Raw genomic sequence first — 18,513 nt, 5'->3', positions numbered from 1 at the left:
ATCCGGGCCGCGCCCTATTCCGCGGCAAGCGCCATGCGCGGCTTGAGCCAGAGATCCAGGAAGCGGTGCAGCCATTGCTGCACGCTGTGATCGTGCTGGTAGCGGCCCCAGATCTGGGTGTGGCGATCCTGCGCGCCGGCCATGGCGAGCTTTTCCTCGCTCTTGGCCGTCCAGCGATTCATCATCAGATAGGTGACTTCGGGGTGGAACTGCAGCCCGTAGGCCGCGCGCCCGCAGGCAAAGGCCTGGTTGGCGAAGGTGTCGCCGGTGGCGAGCAGGCGCGTGCCGCGCACATGCTCGAAGCCCTCGCTGTGCCAATGATAGACATGTCCGGGCCAATCCATCAACGTGCGCCCCTCCTGCGTCGGCTTGATCGGCCAATAGCCGATCTCCACGACGCCATCTTCGCGCGGAGCAACCTTGCCCCCGAGATGACGGGACAACATCTGGGCCCCCAGGCAGATGCCGAGGAAGGGCTTGTCCTCGCGCAGAGGCACGCCGATCCAGTCGATTTCGCGACGAATCCACTCTTCCTTGTCGTTCGAGCTCATCGGGCCGCCGAAAATCATGGCGCCGTCATGCTCGCTCATCGTCTTGGGAAGGGGATCGCCGAAGCGCGGCCGCCGGATGTCGAGCTCATATCCGCGTTCGACCAGGAACCGGCCGATTCGGCCTGGAGAAGAATGCTCCTGATGCAGAACGATGAGGATCTTTCTCTTCACGATTCGGCCTGTAAAACGATTTCGTAACCATAATGTTACGTAAATGTTGTCGAAAAGTTAAGCGGGTGCGGTGATCGATCGCACAGTCCCGACTGGGAACGAAGCAAAGCCTGTGCCAACGGCCGTGAAACGAACGGGACACGGAACGGCTCAAAGCCGCTCCCAGGTCAGAAAACCGCGGGCTGGCCGCGCCGCTGCGGGCCGTCCCCCATGCGGGCGGGCGGCGAAGCCAGCAGGGTAAACTCGGCTACCGGCACGCCATGGTCGCTCATCGTGCGGACATTGCGGTTCAGATCGGTCATGTGCGTGTCGACGACATGATCGTTGTAGACCTGCAGGTAGCGGAAATCGCCGATCTTGTAGGGGTTGCGGCTGTAGAATTCCTGGCTGAACAGGATGTGGTCGAGCACCTGGTAGTCGCCGAAGTGAATATGGGTGTAGAGCGTCGTGCCCTTGATATGGCTCGCCTGCTGGTCAGATGCCGCATAAAGGTGCAGGTCCCACAGCCGCCTGTTCTTGCGCTGCCAGTCGCCGGGATCGACCATCAGCGGCTTCAGGCTCTCGGGCAGCGGCTGCTCCCCGCGAATGAGTTCGGTGGTGACGCTGGTCAGTTCGTCGTTGAGATCGCCGAGCACCATCAGGGGTCTCGGCTCGGTGCCGCGTCCCTCGAGCTCTCGTGTCAGCATGACCCTGAGCGCCGCCGCCTCGGCGCCGCGCTGGACGAGCGCGCGCACCACGGCGAGGGCCCGCACGGCCGGGTCACGCCTGTCCTCGCCCTCCAGCACGACGGGACGGCGCGACTTCAGATGGACGACATAGATGGCGAGGGGGATGCCCGTGGGAAGCAGGACCTCCGCGCGGAGTACGGGCCGCTCGAAGAAGCCGATGGCGACCGGCACCGCCTGCTGCCGGCCGTCTTCGTCGCGGCGGACGGCGAAGCCGTTGCCCAGCCCGGCCGGAAACGCCCGGATCGATTCCACCTTCGTCACGGGCAGGCGGCTCGCGAGGCCGACGCGCGGTGCGTTCAGGGCACCGTCGGGAGTCCTGGGGCCGCTGTCGTCGGCATGCGGCGCATGGACATGGGCACCCCTGAGACGGGGCGCATTCTCGATGGCGTCCCGCAGCGCGTCCTCGTGGAACACTTCCTGGAAGCCTGCAATGTCGACCTGCCCGCGCTCCAGGAGGTCGCCGATGAAGCTGGTCTTGGCGGCATATTCGTCGAGCGTATAGGGCGCCTGCTCGTGGAAGCGCACGCCTGCTCTCGCCAGCAATTCGGTGTTGAAGGACGCAACGCGGAGGAGGGAAATCGGCATCGAGGAAACCTTGCGAGGGGGCGCACTCTCGCAAGGGCAGGGATTCGAGGCAAGCTTGAGAGCCGGACGCTGGCGCGACAAGGGCCTTCCCCCGGCGGCTGGGAAGGATCAACCGCCTCGCCACGCACGTCTGGCGCCGCCTAGAGCAAAGCGCGTCTAGGTAGAAACGCCGCTTTTCTCTAACTCTTTGTTTTTCGACGCGTCTTTGCGTTTTGCCGATTCCGTCAAAACACAAAACGCTTTAGGGCAACTCCCTGCGATTGCGCAGCGGGCGCCCCGGCGCCAGGGCCTGCGCGGCGTGCAGGATGGCGTTGGTATCGATGCCGTGATGGCGATAGAGGTCCTGGATCGTTCCCGTCTGCCCGAAATGCTCGATGCCCAGCGACGTCACCCTCTGGCCCCGAACCCCGCCGAGCCAGGCGAGCGTAGCGGGGTGCCCGTCAAGCACGGTGACGATGCCGCAGTCGCGCGAGAGCGGCGCAAACAGGCGCTCGATATGGCTGCGTGCGCCGAAGTTGCCGCGCTGGCGTGCGCGTTCGGCGGCCGTCCAACCGGCATTCAGGCGGTCGGCCGACGTGATGACCAGAAGGCCGGCGTCGCGGCGATCCTCGCTCATCAATCCCATGGCCTCGATCGCCTCGGCCGTCGGCGCGCCCATCACCGCCAGCACGATCTCGGCATTTGGACCGGGCCTGCGCATCCAGTAGGCACCGTTCACGATGTCGGTAGCCAGTTCCGGCGTCATGATGCGTTGCGGCTGGTCGAGCGTGCGGGTCGACAGCCGCAGATAGACCGAACCGCCTGTCTGGTCCCGCAGCCAGGTGGTCTCGTCGGGATCACCCTCGCCATCCCTCTGCATGTAGTCGAAGGCGAACCGCATGATCACGGCAAGTTCGTCGACGAAGGCCGGCTCGAAGGCCGCGAGCCCGTCCTGGGCGATGCCGATCAGGGGCGTGGCGATCGACTGATGTGCCCCGCCTTCCGGCGCCAGCGTCACGCCCGAGGGCGTCGCCACCACCATGAAGCGGGCGTCCTGGTAGCAGGCGTAGTTGAGGGCATCGAGGCCCCGCTGGATGAAGGGATCGTACAGGGTGCCGATGGGCAGCAGGCGTTCGCCGTTGATGGAGTGCGAGAGACCGAGGGCCGAGAGCAGGATGAACAGGTTCATCTCCGCGATGCCGAGTTCGATGTGCTGGCCCTTGGGCGAGAAGTCCCAGGCGAAAGTGGAGGGTATCTTCTCCTTTCGAAAGATATCGGCCAGTTCCTCCCGCGCGAACAGGCCGCGGCGGTTCACCCACCCGCCGAGATTGGTCGAAACGGTGACGTCCGGCGCGGTGGTGACGATGCGGCTCGCGACCGGCAGGTCGGTCGCGGCCAGGTCGTTGAGGATCACGCCGAAACCCTGCTGGGTCGACATGGCCGCTGCGGCGCGATAGGGCAGCGCATCGGGCACCTCCACCTTGGCGGCGGCAAGGCGCCGGCGCCCCTTCTGGATGAAGGGCACCTTGTCGAGCGCCGCCTGCATGGCATGGGGCGGCAGGTCGAGCCCTTCGAACCTGTCCCATTCATGGCCGGGCCGGATGCCCATGGCTTTTTGCCAGACCTCCATCTGCGCCGGCGTCATCAGGCCGGCATGATTGTCCTTGTGGCCCTGGAAAGGCAGGCCGAAGCCCTTCACCGTGTAGGCGATGAAGCAGGTCGGGCGGTCATGCGCGGCGGCGGCCTCGAAGGCATCCAGCAGGCTCGGCATGTCATGGCCGGCGAGATTGGTCATCAGGCGCGCCAGTTCCTCGTCCGAGCGGGCGTCGATAAGCCTGGCCGCCTCGCCCTGGTCGCCGATGGCGTCCATCAGGTGCCGGCGCCAGGCCGCCCCGCCCTGGTAGCAGAGTGCAGCGTAGAGCTGGTTCGGGCAGCTATCGATCCAGCGGCGCAACGCCTCGCCGCCAGGCTCGGCGAAGGCCGCCTCGAGCAGCTTGCCGTATTTGAGGATGACGACATCCCAGCCGAAATTGCGGAAGATCGACTCGAACCGCTCCCACAACCCCTCGCGCACAACCGCGTCCAGCGACTGGCGATTGTAGTCCACGATCCACCAGACATTGCGAATGCCCTGCTTCCACCCCTCCAGCAGCGCCTCGAAAATGTTGCCCTCGTCCATTTCGGCATCGCCGACAAGGGAGATCATGCGCCCCTCGGGCCAGTCGCCCCAGCCCTTGGCCTTCACATAGTCCTGCACCAGGGAGGAGAACAAAGTCTGGGCCACGCCCAGGCCGACGGAGCCCGTGGAGAAATCGACGTCATCGATGTCCTTGGTGCGCGAGGGGTAGCTCTGCGCGCCCTTGAAGCCACGGAAGTTTTGCAGCTTCTCCAGGTTCTGCAGGCCGAAGAGATAGTTGAGCGCGTGGAAGATCGGCGACGCATGCGGCTTCACCGCCACCCTGTCCTGCGGGCGCAGGGCGGCGCCGTAGAGCGCCGTCATGATCGTTGCCAGCGACGCCGAGGATGCCTGGTGCCCGCCGACCTTCAGCCCGTCCTCCTTGGGCCGCAGGTGGTTGGCGTTGTGAATCATCCAGGAAGACAGCCAGAGCGCCTTGCGCTCGAGTGCGGCGAGGAAGGGAAGGCGGAGATCGGCCATGACAAGGGTTCCGGCGGGCAACTCCACTGAGAATAGCAGAAAGCCGCAGGCGATTTTGGTCAATCTTGCGAGATTGTAATGTTATATTTAGCGATTATCGCTTGGAAGAAGAGATTCCCCGCGTAATATGATCTTCGGCGTTCGAGCCCTTCCCGGACTACAGGCGTCTTGCCTGTTCTTCCTCCTTCGGGCGCAGGCGAGACGCCTTCGATCCCAGGAAGAGCGCTTGCCTTCCGTCAGGAAAGCCCATGCCCCTTGACGCCATCGACCACAAGATCCTGCGCCTGCTCCAAGAAGACGGTCGCATGACCGTGCAGGCCCTGGCGGAAAAAGTTGGCCTGTCCCACTCTCCATGCCTGCGACGCGTAAGGCAGCTCGAGGAAAGCGGTGTCATCCGCGGCTATGTCGCTGTGGTCGAACAGAAGGAAGTCGGTCTGCCGGTCAGCGTCTTCATCTCGATCAAGCTGGAGCGCCAGATCGAGGAGTATCTCGATCGTTTCGACGCCGCCATCGTACAATGGCCGGAGGTTCTGGAATGCTATCTGATGACAGGCACGCGGGATTACCTCCTGCGCGTGGTCTGCGCCGATCTCGCCGCCTATGAGCGCTTCATCAAGGAGAAGCTGACCCGCCTCGACGGCATCGCCTCCATCGAGTCCAGCTTCGCGCTGGCGCAGGTGAAATACACCAACGTGCTGCCGATAAAGGGCGAGGGGTGAGGGCCTGAGCTTCGATCGACGCAATTGCGCGCGAGACCGCTGCGTGCCTATCGGGCCATTGCCGCCGAAAGCGCCAGCATGAGCCAGGCGAGAATGGAAACCGTGCCTCCGGTGGGGGCCGCCATCGGGAAGAGATGGCCTTCGGTAACGGCGTGCAGCGCCACATCGCCGGAGAACAGCGCCACCGCGGCGGCTAGCACGAAGGCGGCGGGGCGGGCGACCAGATCGCGAAGCAGGCCGAGGCGGATGGCGACGGCAATGCCCAGCAGCACCGGCGCATGAGCGAGCACCATGACGGCGGCGTAGTTGATCTCCGGCCAGCGGCCATGGGCGGCGAGCGCCATGAGCACGATGCCGGCGGCGCCGAAAAGACAGCCGATCAGGGTGAGGAGGCGATCCGCGATCATGGCTTCAGGCCGCCGCGCTCGGCCAGGATCTGGGCAATCGCGGCGCGCAATTCCTCCATGCCCGTGCCCTCGCGGCTTGACGTCACGATCAGTTCGGGAAAGGCGGCGGGACGGCGCGATATCTTCTCGCGCGTCTCGGCCACGCACTTTTCGAGTTCCGCCTTCTTCACCTCGTCCGACTTGGTCAGCACGATCTGGTAGACCACGGCAGCCTTGTCGAGCGTTTCCAGCACGGCGTTGTCGGTGGTCTTGAGACCATGCCGGGCATCGATCAGCACGAAGACCCGGGCAAGGTTCACCCGGCCCCGCAGATAGTCATGGATCAGCTTCGTCCAGGCCTTGACCTTCTTGTCGCTCACGGCGGCATAGCCATAGCCGGGCATGTCGACCAGGGTCAGCGGCGCCTGGGACGAAAAGAAGATCAATTCCTGCGTGCGGCCCGGCGTGTGCGAGGTGCGTGCCAGCGCGTTACGGCTGGTCAAAGCGTTGATCAGGCTCGACTTGCCCACATTGGACCGACCGGCAAGCGCGATCTCCACCCCCTCGGGAGGCGGCAGCGCTTCCAGCGTATTGGCCGCGTGACGGAAATCCCACGTGCTGGCGAAGAGCTTCCTGCCGGCGGCCGCGTAGTCCAGCGCCTCAGGCATCTACGCGCGATCCGTCAGCATTCTTCTTCTTGCCGAAGATCGACTTGAGATTGTCCCACAGTTCGATCTTGGCGCCGTTCTTCTTCATGATGAAGGTCTGCTGCAGGATCGAAAGCGTGTTGTTCCAGCAATAGTAGATCACCAGTCCGGCCGGGAAGGCCGCGAGCATATAGGTGAAGACGATCGGCATGTAGCGGAACATCATCGCCTGGGTCGGATCCGGCGGAGCCGGATTGAGCTGCATCTGGACGAACATCGTGCAACCCATGACGATCACCCAGAAACCGATCATGAGCGCCGCCGGCGGCGTCCAGGGGATCAGGCCGAACAGGTTGAAGATCGTGGTCGGATCAGGCGCCGAAAGGTCGTGGATCCAGCCGAAGAACGGGGCCTGGCGCATTTCGATGGTGACGAACAGCACCTTGTAGAGCGCGAAGAACACCGGGATCTGCAGCAGCATGGGAAGGCAGCCCGACAGCGGGTTGATCTTCTGCTCCTTGTAGAGCGCCATGATCGCCTGCTGCTGCTTCATCTTGTCGTCGGGATACTGGTCCTTGATGACCTGCATCTCGGGCTGGACCTTCTTCATCTTCGACATCGACTCATAGGAGCGATTGGCGAGCGGGAAGAAGAACAGCTTGAGGATGACGGTCGTGCCGAGGATGGCGAGACCGAAATTGCCGAACAGATGGAACAGGATCTCGATCAGGCGGAAGAGGGGCTTGGTGATGAACCAGAGATAGCCCCAGTCGATCAGGTAGGAGAGGTTGTCGATCTTCAGCGTCTCGTCGTAGTGCGAGAGCGTGGCGACTTCCTTGGCCCCGGAGAACAGGTCCGTGCTCACCTCGTATCCGGCGCCGGGCGCCACCGTCTGCATCGGCCGCTGGAGGCTGGCGAGATAGGTCTGGACGCCGTTGACGGCGCCGACTTCGAACTTTCCGTCGAAGGTCGCCGTCGGATCGGGCACCAGGGCATTGGCCCAATATTTGTCGGTGAAGCCGAGCCAGCCGGAAGCGTTGGCATGGTCGACCGGCTTGCCGGGCTCGAGGCTCTTGTAGGTGGTCTCGACATGGGTGCCGCTGAAGCGGCCGATCAGGCCTTCATGCAGCACCGAATAGCCACCCACCGTGGGCGTGCCGATGCGGGCGATGTAGGCCGCCTGCGAGAGCTGCACCGGTGCCGAGCCCTTGTTCTCCACGCTGTCCTTGATGGTGAACATGAAGCCGCCGACCGGCTTGGCGCCCGTGCCCTGCTGGTCCTTGGGTAGGTTCTGGCGCGGAATGTCGAGCTGCCCGGCGGGCTGGTCGTCATTGTCGACGGAGATGGTGCGGTGGAAGACGAGGCCTTCGCCATTGTCCCATTCGAGCTGGACGGGCGATGTCGAGGACAGCGGAGCGGTAGACTTGGCGGTCCACACGGTATCGAGGCCCGGCACCTTCACGTTGCTGCCGGGCTGGGCGGTCCAGTTGAAGCTGGCGAAATAGGGGCCGTGGTTCTCGACGATGGTGTGATGGTCGGCCGCCTGGATCGGCGTGCCGCGCGGAGAGAACAGCTTCACATTCGGCGAAGCGGGATCGAGCGTCTCGCGGTAGCCGCGCAGGGCGAGATCGTCGATCAGGCCGCCGGTGAGATTGATCGAACCGATCAGGCGCTGCGAATCGATCTGCACGCGCTGGGAGCTCGCCACGGCGTCCTCACGGCTGGCAAACTGCCGCTGGCCCGCCGTCGCCCCGGGGACATTGCTGGTGCTGGTTCCCGAAGCCGGCGCTGGCTGTTGGGCCTGCTGAGTCGCCTGCTGCTGCTGTTGGATCTGCTGTTGCTGCTGGGCAGCCAGTTCCTGCCGCCTCTGCATGGGCTGGCCGATGAAATATTCCCAGACAACAACCACAACCAGCGTCAGGAAGATCGCCAGAACGAGGTTCTTGGTGTCTATGTTCTTCATCGCGCAGCCTCATCGGCCGAACGGCGCGCTTTGCGGGCGCCCTGGCGCTCGGCATGCACGCGGCCGAACGCCGCTATCATATCGTCAACGATCGTCGCAAAAGATGCGTCGAGAGCGGAACGCCGCCCAACGAGCACATAGTCATGGCCCGCGCGCGCGTGAAGAGCGCCAGAGAGCCGCACCGCCTCGCGCAGCCGCCGGCGGATCCGGTTGCGCTCGACGGCGCCACCTTCCTTCTTGGTCACCGTGAAGCCGACACGCGGCTCATCGCCCAAAACGAGGGCGCCAGACTGCTCCGCAACGCGGTCTTCGCGCCGGCGCGCCTGCAGGGACAATGTCGCAACATTTGCCCTGCGGCCATCGCGGACGAACAGAAAGTCCCGGCGCTTGAGCAATCGCTGCATCGATGAATGCCTGGCCTTTGGGGCGCAATGATACGGCATCATCGCGCCAAGCCCGCTCGCCTCAGGCGGACAGGCGCTTGCGGCCGTGAGCGCGACGGGCAGCGAGAACCTTGCGGCCACCCTTGGTGCCGAGGCGGGCGCGGAAGCCGTGGCGACGCTTGCGGACAAGCTTGGAAGGTTGATAGGTACGTTTCACGGGTCGTTCTCCGCAGTCGCGGCCGGATGCCGATCGAGTTGAAAGGAACAGCGCCTATCCTGCAACGGCAAAAACGCGCCCCGGCCATCGCCCTGGGTGCGTCCCGGCCTGAGGGCGACGCCAAATTCGCCGGTGCTTATGGGGTAAGCCAGACGGGAAGTCAATCAGGAGTCTTGGGGAAAGACGAGGATTACGAAGCTGTCATGACAGCAGCTTGTTCGCGGGCATGCACTGCCGCGAGCACGCACCTCCCCCCGTATCGCCGGCAGGATGCCGACGATCCCACGAAATCACGTCCCCCTCGGCTTCGCCCTGGTCGTCGGCAATGCCGCGGCGGGATCCTCCGGCCAGGGATGGCGAGGATAGCGCCCCTTCATCTCCACACGCACGGCCGCGTAGGAGCCTCTCCAGAAGCCCGGCAGATCCCTGGTGACCTGCACCGGACGGTGAGCGGGCGACAGCAGGTTGATCGTCAGGGGCACGCGCCCTCCGGCGATCGCGGGATGTTTCGAGAGACCGAACAGTTCCTGTACGCGCACCGAGATGGCCGGACCGCCCTCCGCCTCGTAGTCGATGGCGAGGTTGGTCCCGGTCGGTGCCTCGAAAAACGCAGGCGCTTCTGCATCGAGCCGGCGCCTCTCATTCCAGGGCAGCAGCCTCGACAGGCCGGTATCCAGCATGTCCGGCGTGATCGCGGAGAGGCTCCGCACGCCTTCGATGGCCGGTGCGAGCCACGCCTCCGCCTCGGCGGCCAGGGCCGCATCGGACAGGTCGGGCCAATCGGGCGAGCCGCTGGCACGCAGAAAGGCGACACGATCCCGCAACTGCCGCTGGGCCTTGCTCCAGGGCAGGCGCCCGATGCCGCTCTGGGCGATGCCGCGAGCCAGCACTGCGGCGGCCTCCGCATCGAGCGGCAGGGAGGCCGTGGTCTCCTGCAGCACGAGCCGCCGGTAGCGCCGTACCGAGCGGGCCTTGAGGCTCGCGGAGGCGGGGTCGTAGCCGGATGTCACGGTCTCGCCGACACCGTGCAGCGTCTCGATCTCCGGAAGCGAGATTGGGGCGGCCAGAAGGACGCGGCTGGCCCCGGCGCTGCCGGCGATCTCCGCGATGGCGAGATAGGGCTCGCGCGCCAGCCGGTCATGCGCCTCCAGCCTCGCAGCCCGCCCGTTCTCCATGGTGAAGCTGCCCGGCTGCCCCCTGCCCACCGCCACCCGGTCGGGAAAGGCGAGAGCGAGGACGGCGCCGGCTCGTCCGGGATCGGTCTCCTCCATGCCGCCGGAGACCGCCTTGACCCAGCCTCGCGCAAGGCGCCGCATATCCTGCGCCCGGCCGCCGCGATCTCGGCGGAAGCGCTCGATGCGCTCGACAAGGTCCGTCCCCTCCCCGCCGAGCCCCCGTTCGGAGAGAACCGCCGCGATCTCGGCCGCCAGCAGGGCCTCGCCCCCCTCGGCCGCAGCCACGATCATGCGGGCGAGCCTCGGCGGCAAGGCGAGCGCGGAGAGATGCCTGCCCATCTCGGTAAGGCGCCCGTCCCCGTCTAGCGCCTCGATGGCGGTGAGCAGCGCCTTCGCCTCGCTGAGCGCCGGCCTGGGCGGCGGATCGAGCCAGGCCAGGCTCAGCGGATCGGCAACACCCCAGGCTGCACAATCGAGCAACAGCGGGCTCAGGTCGGCGGCGAGGATCTCGGGTTTGGCAAAGGCATCCAGCGCGCCCGTGGCCGCCTCTTCCCAGAGCCGATAGCAGGCTCCCGGCTCCGTACGGCCCGCGCGGCCGCGGCGCTGGTCGGCACTGGCACGCGACACCCGCACCGTCTCGAGTCGGGTGAGGCCGAGATCGGGCTCGTAGCGCGGCACGCGGGCCAGGCCCGAATCGACGACGACGCGCACCCCTTCGATGGTCAGGCTGGTCTCGGCGATCGAGGTCGCCAGCACGATCTTGCGCCGGCCGGCCGGGGCGGCCGCCACCGCCCTGTCCTGGTCACGAGCATCCAGGGCGCCGTAGAGCGACGCTATGTCGACGGCATCCCCGAAATTCCTTTCGGCCAGTTGGCGGGCGACACGCGTGATCTCGCCCTGCCCCGGTAGAAAAACCAGGATGGAGCCTTGCTCGGCACGAAGCGCACGCGCCACCGCATCGACCACGGCCTCCTCGATGCGCTGGCGCGGATCGCGTCCCAGATAGTGCGTCGCAACCGGAAATGCGCGCCCTGCGCTCTCGATCACGGGCGCCCCGCCGATGAGACCCGCGACCCGGGCGCCATCGATCGTGGCGGACATCGGCAGGATGCGCAGGTCCTCGCGCAAGCCCGATTGCGCATCCAGGGCGAAGGCAAGGCCCTGGTCGGCATCGAGGGAGCGTTCGTGGAACTCGTCGAACAGCACGGCCGCGATGCCGGTCAAGCCGGGATCATCGAGGATCATGCGGGCGAACACGCCCTCGGTAACCACCTCGATGCGCGTCCTCGACGAAATGCGAGATTCCAGCCTCACCCTGAGACCGACCGTCGCGCCGACCGGCTCGCCGAGCGTGGAGGCCATCCGGGCGGCCGCCGCGCGGGCCGCGAGACGGCGAGGCTCCAGCACGATGATCCGGCCGCCTCCCGTCCAGGCCTCGTCCAGCAGGGCGAGCGGCACGCGCGTGGTCTTGCCCGCGCCTGGCGGGGCGACGAGCACGGCGTTCGACCCCGTCTCGAGGGCATGGAGCAAGGCCGGAAGGGCGTCGTCGATGGGGAGGGGCTGGTCGAAGGAGCGCATCGCGCCGATGTGGCGCATCGGGCCGCACAGTGCAATGGGCAAGCTGCCGCCGAACTCCGCATGCAGGCCGACAGGACTTCCACGGGAGGATTCGGAGCGACGTGCCCCACCGATGCAATCGAAGCCGAGGCCCCGCCGCGGACCTTCCGGCAAGAATGCGAGGATACCCTCTACTTTCACGGCGTCGCTCCCGTCCCGCAGGTGCGGTACCGCCCTCCGCAAGCCATCCCGGCGATCCTTAGCCGAGTACGATTTTAACCATGGTGTGTCTTTTTCGTCATGGACGCTCCAGAAGCCTTCCGCCATAGCTAGGTCATGTTGTGTTGAGGACGAGGCGATGGAACGGCGCGCCTATGAAGCTCCGCTCGATCCCGCGCTCGCGGTTTCGGGCCTTCTAACCCGGCTGGGCTTGTTCCTGCTGGTGATCTTCGCGCCCCTCCTCGCGATGTTCTCGCGCCATGCGGTGGCGATCATCGTCCCGATCGCCACGGCGCTGCTGATTCTCGCCGCGGCCCTGGACGGACGCCTGCCGACGGCGCTGCGCCGGCTTACCCGCTCGCTGCTGTCCTACGATACGCTGGCTCTGTTCCTGCTCATGATCTGGGCGGCGATCACCATTTTCTGGACGCCGCAGCCCTCCGGAGCAGCCGGCCAGTTGCCCGGCATCCTGCTCGTGGTACTGCTGTTCGTGGTCGCCATCTCCTGCCTGAAGGCGAACGTCCGGTTCAGCGACGTCAACCTCATTCCGATCGGCGTCTCCGTCGCGGCGATCGTCCTGATCCTGGAATTCCTGCCTCACTCGCCTCTGTGGGGCCTCGGCGAGGTCGGCGGCGAGAACACCGAGAGCGTTCGGGCCGCGATGCTGCTCGCGCTGCTGATCTGGCCCGCCGTGGGGGCCGTGCTGGCCCGCGGACGCAGCTGGCAGGCGCTGCTGCTGTGCCTGGTGACGATCCTCGCCCTGTGGCTGGTCCGCAACCTCGTGGTGTTCGCCGCCTTCATCACCGGCATCCTGGTGATGACGCTGGCGCTCTGGCGCCCGCGCCTTGCCTCGCGCATCGTCGCGATCGGGGCTCTCGCCCTGCTCTTCCTGGCGCCGCTCGTCGGCTGGCTGATGGCCCGCTATGGCGGGTTCATGCTGCCGGCGGAAGGCGATCACCTCGTCGCCATCTGGCGCGACGTGACCTACGGCCTGCCGGCCCACCTGGTCGCGGGCTACGGCTTCGACGCGAGTTCGGCCCTTACCCGCGGTGTCGGCGGCCAGCTCCTCGCCTCCCCTCGCAACGCCGCCCTCCAGATCTGGCTGGAGCTGGGGATGATCGGCGTGGTCCTGGCGGCAATCGCGCTCTGGCTGGCCTTCCGCGGCATGGATCGCGACGACGACCGTTCCACGCCGGCGGCGCTCGCCGTCTCCGCCACCGCGATCGTGATGATGTTCACCGGCCTCGCCGCCTGGCAGACCTGGTGGCTGATGGCGCTCGGCCTCACCAGCGTGTCGCTCGCCTTCCTGGCCCGCCTGGGAGCCCGTCGGCGCCGCGACTGACCGGGGTCAATGCGCCGGCTGCGGCACGAGCCCCGCCAGATTGGCCAGCGCGGCGTCCAGCGTCTCGTCCCGCTTGGCGAAGCACAGGCGCACCACCGACCTCACCGCATTCTCCGCGTAGAAGGCCGAGACGGGGATCGCCGCCACCTTGCGCTCCCGCACGAGGCGCTGGCAGAAGCTGACGTCGTCCTCCTCGATGCCGCTGGCGGAGAGGTCGATGTTGAGAAAATAGGTCGCCTCGCTCGGCAGAGTCACGAAGCCCAGTTCGCCGAGGCGCGCGGCAAACCTGTCGCGGGAGCGCTGGAAATCCGCCCGCATGCCCGCGAAATAGGCGTCATCCTTGCCAAGGCCATAGGCCACCGCCGCCTGCAGGTTGGGCGGCGTCGTGAAGGTGAAGAACTGGTGCGCCTTGGCGATCACCCTCAGGAGGGCGGGCGCCGCCATGACGAAGCCGACCTTCCAGCCGGTGAGCGAGAAGATCTTGCCGGCGGAGCCGATCTTGACGGTGCGCTCGCGCATGCCCTCGAAGCTCATCAGCGGCCTGTGCGCGCGGCCATCGAACATCACATGCTCCCAGACCTCGTCGCAAATGGCGATGGCGTCGTGGCGCACGCAGAACTCGGCCAGCAGCGCCTGGTCCTCGTCGGAGAAACGCGCCGCCGCCGGATTGAGCGGGTTGTTGAACAGCACGACGCGTGTCCTCGGCGTGAAGGCCTCCTCCAGGGCCTCGCGCGTCAGGCGCCATTGCGGAGGCTTCAGAGTCACGAAGCGCGGGACGCCCCCGGCACGCAGCACCAGGGGGAGATAGGCGTCGTACATCGGCTGGAACAGGATGACCTCGTCCCCCGGCGAGACGACCGCCATCAGCGCGTCGGTGATGGCCTCCGTGGCGCCCGAGGTGATCATGACCTCGCCCTCGGCATCGAGGGACAGGCCCTGGAAGCGCTCGTAATGCGCCGCCACGGCCTGGCGCAGTTCCGGCAGGCCGAGCATGGGCGGATACTGGTTCCAGCCGGAGACCACCGCCTCCGCCGCCTTTTCCCGGACGTCCAGCGGCCCGGCTCCATCCGGAAATCCCTGGCCGAGATTGACGGCGCCGTGTTCCCGGGCGAGCCGGGACATGGTCTCGAAGACGCTGGTCTGGAGGTCGGCGAAGATCTTGTTCATGCGGAAGAGACGTCCTGACGGCTCGGAGACAAAATCCGGGAAGACAGCCCTCCTACGTCAGGCGCGCCCTGTTCCGCAAGCGCCGGGCGGAGCGAGCCCCGCCCGGATGACCGGCATCAATTGCCCATGAGGCATCAATTGCCCATGAGGCCCTTGGCATTGTCCGGCGTGATCGCCGTCGTCGCCACCGTCACCGTGGGCGAAACCGAGCTGGCGCAGTCGAGCAGGATGGACTTGGCCATCTCGATGGCCTCCTTGGCGCCTGTCGGATAGGTGAAGGTCGCGGCCCACTCGCCCTCCGCCACGGCGCGGATGCCGCCGGCCGGACCGGGCAGGCCGTCGGTGCCGATGATCTTGATCTGCCCTTCCTTGCCGGCCCCCTTGGCGGCGAGCCTGGCGCCGGCCGCCATCATGTCGTTGCTGGCATAGACCATCTTGATGTCGGGATGGGCCTGCAGCATGGCGGCGAAGGCGGTCTGCGCCTTGTCGGGCAGCCAGTCAGCCGCCTGCTCGGCCACGACCTCGATCTTGCCGTTGCCCTTCACGCCGTCCTTGAAGCCGTTGAGCCGCTCCACCGCGGGGGTCGAGCTCGGCAGGCCTTCCAGCACGGCGACCTGGCCGCCGTCCGGCAGCAGCTTCTCGGCCGTGTACTTGCCCGCCTCGAAGGCGATCTTGTAGTTGTCGCCGCCGATGAAGGCCGTGTAGTCCTTGCCGGGATCGCCGACCGTCTTGCGGTCGAGCTCGATGACGGGGATGCCCGCCTTCATGGCGCGCTGCACGGCCGGCGTCAGCGGCGAGGCCTCGAAGGGCGAGATCAGCAGGAGGTCGACCTTCTGGGTGATGAAATTGTCGACCTGCGAGGTCTGCGTGTTCACGTTGCCGGCGCCGTCGGCGATCTGCAGCGTGAACTGCGGCACGGCCTTGGCGGCGGCCGTCAGCTCGTCGTTGACATGCTGGCGATAGGGCTCGGCATTGTTGGCCTGCGAGAAGCCGATGACGAATTCGCCGTCCTTCGCACAGGCCTTGACGAGCGGGTCGGCGGCCTGCGCCGCGCCGGCCAGGGCGATGAGCGCACCGGCCATCAGCGCGCAGGATGCGGCTTGGGACAGGTGGAGTCCACGTCTTGCGGGCATAATGTTTCCTCCTTTTATGTCTTGTTGACTATCGATGAGGCAGTGCCTTGAAATTCGCCTTCTTCAACGCATCAGGCCCTCGCGGCGACGGACGAGGGACTGAAGAACGGCCGCGAGCACGATGATCGCGGCGGTAGCCAGGAGCTGCATGGCGGGCGTGATGTTGTTGAGCTGGAGGACGTTGGCGAGCGCCCCCAGCATGATCGTGCCGGCGACCGTGCCGACCAGCGAGCCCGAGCCGCCGAAGAGGCTGGTGCCGCCGATCACCACGGCGGCGATGGCGGTGAGCTCGTAGCCGGCCCCGTCATTGGCGCTGCCGAAATTGAACTGGCCTGCATGCACGATGCCGGCCAGGGCGGAGGAGAAGCCGGTGATCGCGTAGACGGCGATCTTCACGCCGGAGACCGGCACGCCGGACAGCCGCGCCGCCCGCTCGTTGCCGCCCACCGCGAAGACGTAGCGCCCGAAGCGCGTGGTGTTGAGCACCACGGTGGCGATGGCCGCGAACACCACGAAGACGATGGTGGCGACGGGAACCACGTTGTTGAAGAGGCGGTCCCCCAGGATCGAGAAGACCGGCGGCGCCAGGCCCGGCCCGTCGCCATAGGAAATGTTGATGTACTGGTTGCCCGACACCACCAGCGCGAGGCCGCGGGCCGCCTGCAGGCCGGCGAGCGTGACGATGAAGGCCTCGAGCCGGAAGCGGGTGGAGATGGCGCCCTGTATGGCCCCGAAGGCGATGCCCATCGCCAGCACGAGCAGGATGGTCGGCACCAGCCCGAAGCCGGAGTTGATCATCATGGTCGCCGTCACCACGCTCGACAGGCCGAGCAGCGCGCCGACGGACAGGTCGATGCCGGCGGTGATGATCACGAAGGTCATGCCGATGGCGATGATGCCGGTCTCGGAGACGGCGCGCACGATGTTGGCGATGTTGTCGGGGGCGAGGAAGAGGATCTGGCCGTGGCGGCGCGGCGAGAAGATGATGCCGCCGATCACCACCACGATCAGGCCGATCAGGCTCTGGAAGCGCACGATCAGCGCCAGGGGGTCGCGCCGCCCGGCAGGCTGAGCGCTCTGGCCGGGCTGGGCAGGAACCGTTGCTTTGGCGTCGGTCATGTCAATTCCCTGTATTGGCGGCGGCAAGCACCGTGTGCTCGTCGACGGAACCCTTGAACTCGGCGACGTCGCGGCCCTGCCGCAGCACGACGATGCGGTCGCACAGGCCGATCAGCTCGGGCATCTCGCTGGAGGCGACGAGGATGCCGAGCCCCTGGCGGGCGAGATCGCGCAGGCGCGCATAGATCTCGCCCTTGGCGCCGACGTCGACGCCGCGCGTCGGCTCGTCGAGCAGGAGCAGGCGCGGCTCGCCGAGGATCTCCTTGGCGAGCACCACCTTCTGCTGGTTGCCGCCCGAGAGGGCGCCCACGGCGATGGCGGGGTTGCGCGGGCGGATGTCGAACTGGCCGAACGCCTTCAGCACGGCGGCGGCCTCGCGCGCCGCCGAGGAGAAGCCGTTGGGCGAGACGCGCCGCAGGATGGACATCACGAGGTTGCGCCCCACGCCCATGCGCAGCATCAGGCCGCTGCCGCGCCTGTCGTCGGTGACGAAGGCGATGCCGGACCGGCGGGCGGCGCGGATCGATTCGAGCTTCACCGGCCGCCCCTCGATCTCCACCGTGCCCTCCCAGCGGCCGGCCAGGCCGGTGCCGTAGAGGGCCGAGAGCAATTCGGTGCGGCCGGCGCCCATCAGGCCGGCCAGGCCGACGATCTCGCCATGATGCACGTCCAGCGAGAGGTTCGTCGGCACCTGCCAGCCGGCGCGCTGGCGCCTGGGGCGGAAGCTGGCGTTCTCGAGATGAAGCAGGCGCGGCCCCACCCCCGTGCTGCGCGCGGGATAGAGTTCGTCGAGCGGCCGGCCGACCAGCAGGCGGACGAGCTCGGACTGCGGCGCGTCGGGCGCGGTCGTGCCGGCGACGAGGCCGTCCCGCATCACCGTGACGCGATGGGCGATCCGGGGCACCTCCTCCAGGCGGTGCGAGATGTAGACGATGCCGACCCCGCCGGCGCTCAGCCGGCGCATGATGGCGAACAGGCGCTCCACCTCGCCCGCCGTGAGGGCCGCCGTCGGCTCGTCCATGATCAGCACGCGCGAGGCGTAGGAGAGCGCCTTGACGATGGCGACCACCTGGCGCTGGCCGATGGAGAGATCGCCCACCAGTCGCTCCACGTCGATGTCGACGTCGATGTCGGCCAGCCGCTTGCGGGCCTCCTCCCGCATGGCCGCCTTGTCGAGGAAGCCGCCGGGCCTGGCGATCTCGCGTCCCAGGAAGAGGTTGGCGGCGACGTCGAGGCCCGGGACGAGGTCCAGCTCCTGGAAGATGGTGGCGATGCCCGCCGCCTGCGCCTCGCGCGGACTGGCGAAGCGCACCGGCCTTCCGTCGATGGCCATGCTGCCGGTGTCGGGCGCGTGCACGCCGGCCAGGACGCCCATGAGCGTCGACTTGCCCGCCCCGTTCTCGCCGAGGAGCGCGTGGATCTCGCCGGCCCGCAGCTCGAAATCGACGCCGCGCAGCGCCTGCACGCCCCCGAAATGCTTGGTGACGCCATTCATAGTCAGCAACGGCGTGCTCACTCACACCTCCCACGCAAAAAGCCTGTTTCGCCCCGGACCGATCGCCGGGGATCGCGAAATGCATCGACCGACAATGAGTTCAGCTTGATCGTCGGTTCCTCCCGGACGCATTTTGCCTTGGTGGGTACGACATCCGGCATCAGCACAGACAGAGCATCCCCAAAGATGACCTCTCCCGCCTTGCAGGTATTCATTTGCCTTCACGGCCCGTACAGCCTCGGAATGACGCAGCCAGATCTAGCTGCAGCACGAAGCGGCCCGGCCATGCGTGATCGTTTCTCCGGTGATTGCTCGGTCCTT

At 66.8% G+C, this 18,513-nt stretch carries 15 protein-coding genes; 2 read left to right on the top strand and 13 right to left on the bottom strand.

What is annotated here, in order from left to right; translation table 11 throughout:
• Positions 1-14: 14 nt before the first annotated feature.
• The 3 genes from AC6H34_RS14610 to AC6H34_RS14600 form a co-directional block, all read right to left on the bottom strand.
• Positions 15-722 (bottom strand): glutamine amidotransferase, encoded by a 708-nt coding sequence (locus AC6H34_RS14610; protein WP_448149271.1) that lies wholly within the window; start codon positions 720-722, stop codon positions 15-17.
• A 167-nt stretch (positions 723-889) separates the two neighbouring features.
• Complete coding sequence (locus tag AC6H34_RS14605; protein WP_497539247.1) at positions 890-2,035, bottom strand: endonuclease/exonuclease/phosphatase family protein; 1,146 nt, start codon at positions 2,033-2,035, stop codon at positions 890-892.
• A 241-nt stretch (positions 2,036-2,276) separates the two neighbouring features.
• Entirely contained in the window at positions 2,277-4,670 is a 2,394-nt protein-coding gene (locus AC6H34_RS14600) for a thiamine pyrophosphate-binding protein (RefSeq protein ID WP_497539246.1), read from the bottom strand.
• 248 nt (positions 4,671-4,918) lie between these two features.
• On the opposite strand from AC6H34_RS14600, the gene AC6H34_RS14595 reads away from it, so the two are divergent.
• A complete protein-coding gene (locus tag AC6H34_RS14595; protein ID WP_497539245.1) occupies positions 4,919-5,389 on the top strand; it encodes an Lrp/AsnC family transcriptional regulator in 471 nt (156 codons plus the stop codon).
• A 47-nt stretch (positions 5,390-5,436) separates the two neighbouring features.
• On the opposite strand, the gene AC6H34_RS14590 is transcribed toward AC6H34_RS14595, so the two are convergent.
• From AC6H34_RS14590 to hrpB, 6 genes are all read right to left on the bottom strand, one after another.
• On the bottom strand, positions 5,437-5,796 hold the full coding sequence (locus AC6H34_RS14590) for a DUF423 domain-containing protein (protein WP_448149275.1): 360 nt from the start codon (positions 5,794-5,796) through the stop codon (positions 5,437-5,439).
• Complete coding sequence (yihA, locus tag AC6H34_RS14585) at positions 5,793-6,443, bottom strand: ribosome biogenesis GTP-binding protein YihA/YsxC (protein WP_448149276.1); 651 nt, start codon at positions 6,441-6,443, stop codon at positions 5,793-5,795. The genes AC6H34_RS14590 and yihA overlap by 4 nt, the downstream gene beginning before the upstream one ends.
• On the bottom strand, positions 6,436-8,385 hold the full coding sequence (gene yidC, locus AC6H34_RS14580; protein WP_497539244.1) for a membrane protein insertase YidC: 1,950 nt from the start codon (positions 8,383-8,385) through the stop codon (positions 6,436-6,438). The genes yihA and yidC overlap by 8 nt, the downstream gene beginning before the upstream one ends.
• Positions 8,382-8,789 carry a ribonuclease P protein component gene (gene rnpA / locus AC6H34_RS14575; RefSeq protein ID WP_497539243.1) on the bottom strand — a complete coding sequence of 136 codons (408 nt, stop codon included), beginning with the start codon at positions 8,787-8,789 and terminating at the stop codon, positions 8,382-8,384. The genes yidC and rnpA overlap by 4 nt, the downstream gene beginning before the upstream one ends.
• A 61-nt stretch (positions 8,790-8,850) precedes the next feature.
• Positions 8,851-8,985, bottom strand: coding sequence for a 50S ribosomal protein L34 (rpmH, locus tag AC6H34_RS14570; RefSeq protein ID WP_307426214.1), 135 nt, complete (start codon positions 8,983-8,985; stop codon positions 8,851-8,853).
• Between the two features lie 290 nt (positions 8,986-9,275).
• On the bottom strand, positions 9,276-11,738 hold the full coding sequence (gene hrpB / locus AC6H34_RS14565) for an ATP-dependent helicase HrpB (RefSeq protein ID WP_497539893.1): 2,463 nt from the start codon (positions 11,736-11,738) through the stop codon (positions 9,276-9,278).
• Between the two features lie 337 nt (positions 11,739-12,075).
• Between hrpB and AC6H34_RS14560 the strand changes: the two genes are divergently transcribed.
• On the top strand, positions 12,076-13,278 hold the full coding sequence (locus AC6H34_RS14560) for an O-antigen ligase family protein (protein WP_448149279.1): 1,203 nt from the start codon (positions 12,076-12,078) through the stop codon (positions 13,276-13,278).
• 6 nt (positions 13,279-13,284) lie between these two features.
• Here AC6H34_RS14560 and AC6H34_RS14555 read toward each other — a convergent pair whose 3' ends face one another.
• The 4 genes from AC6H34_RS14555 to AC6H34_RS14540 all read right to left on the bottom strand — a co-directional run bounded on the left by AC6H34_RS14555 (position 13,285) and on the right by AC6H34_RS14540 (position 18,213).
• A complete protein-coding gene (locus tag AC6H34_RS14555; protein WP_497539242.1) occupies positions 13,285-14,445 on the bottom strand; it encodes an aminotransferase in 1,161 nt (386 codons plus the stop codon).
• A gap of 134 nt (positions 14,446-14,579) precedes the next feature.
• Positions 14,580-15,578, bottom strand: coding sequence for a substrate-binding domain-containing protein (locus tag AC6H34_RS14550; protein WP_448149281.1), 999 nt, complete (start codon positions 15,576-15,578; stop codon positions 14,580-14,582).
• 63 nt (positions 15,579-15,641) lie between these two features.
• Positions 15,642-16,697 carry an ABC transporter permease gene (locus AC6H34_RS14545; protein ID WP_448149282.1) on the bottom strand — a complete coding sequence of 352 codons (1,056 nt, stop codon included), beginning with the start codon at positions 16,695-16,697 and terminating at the stop codon, positions 15,642-15,644.
• Position 16,698: 1 nt separating this feature from the next.
• Entirely contained in the window at positions 16,699-18,213 is a 1,515-nt protein-coding gene (locus tag AC6H34_RS14540; RefSeq protein ID WP_497539241.1) for a sugar ABC transporter ATP-binding protein, read from the bottom strand.
• Positions 18,214-18,513 lie beyond the last annotated feature (300 nt).

The sequence above is a fragment of the Labrys sp. ALF-8 genome (assembly GCF_059699065.1).
This window is presented reverse-complemented; position numbering and strand designations above follow the sequence as displayed.

Coding starts and splice junctions, on each gene's coding strand:
- rnpA (WP_497539243.1), bottom strand. CDS start 8,789: ATGCAGCGATTGCTCAAGCGCCGGGACTTTCTGTTCGTCCGCGATGGC.
- AC6H34_RS14595 (WP_497539245.1), top strand. CDS start 4,919: ATGCCCCTTGACGCCATCGACCACAAGATCCTGCGCCTGCTCCAAGAA.
- AC6H34_RS14590 (WP_448149275.1), bottom strand. CDS start 5,796: ATGATCGCGGATCGCCTCCTCACCCTGATCGGCTGTCTTTTCGGCGCC.
- AC6H34_RS14545 (WP_448149282.1), bottom strand. CDS start 16,697: ATGACCGACGCCAAAGCAACGGTTCCTGCCCAGCCCGGCCAGAGCGCT.
- AC6H34_RS14605 (WP_497539247.1), bottom strand. CDS start 2,035: ATGCCGATTTCCCTCCTCCGCGTTGCGTCCTTCAACACCGAATTGCTG.
- AC6H34_RS14560 (WP_448149279.1), top strand. CDS start 12,076: ATGGAACGGCGCGCCTATGAAGCTCCGCTCGATCCCGCGCTCGCGGTT.
- yihA (WP_448149276.1), bottom strand. CDS start 6,443: ATGCCTGAGGCGCTGGACTACGCGGCCGCCGGCAGGAAGCTCTTCGCC.
- hrpB (WP_497539893.1), bottom strand. CDS start 11,738: ATGCGCTCCTTCGACCAGCCCCTCCCCATCGACGACGCCCTTCCGGCC.
- AC6H34_RS14550 (WP_448149281.1), bottom strand. CDS start 15,578: ATGCCCGCAAGACGTGGACTCCACCTGTCCCAAGCCGCATCCTGCGCG.
- AC6H34_RS14555 (WP_497539242.1), bottom strand. CDS start 14,445: ATGAACAAGATCTTCGCCGACCTCCAGACCAGCGTCTTCGAGACCATG.
- yidC (WP_497539244.1), bottom strand. CDS start 8,385: ATGAAGAACATAGACACCAAGAACCTCGTTCTGGCGATCTTCCTGACG.
- AC6H34_RS14600 (WP_497539246.1), bottom strand. CDS start 4,670: ATGGCCGATCTCCGCCTTCCCTTCCTCGCCGCACTCGAGCGCAAGGCG.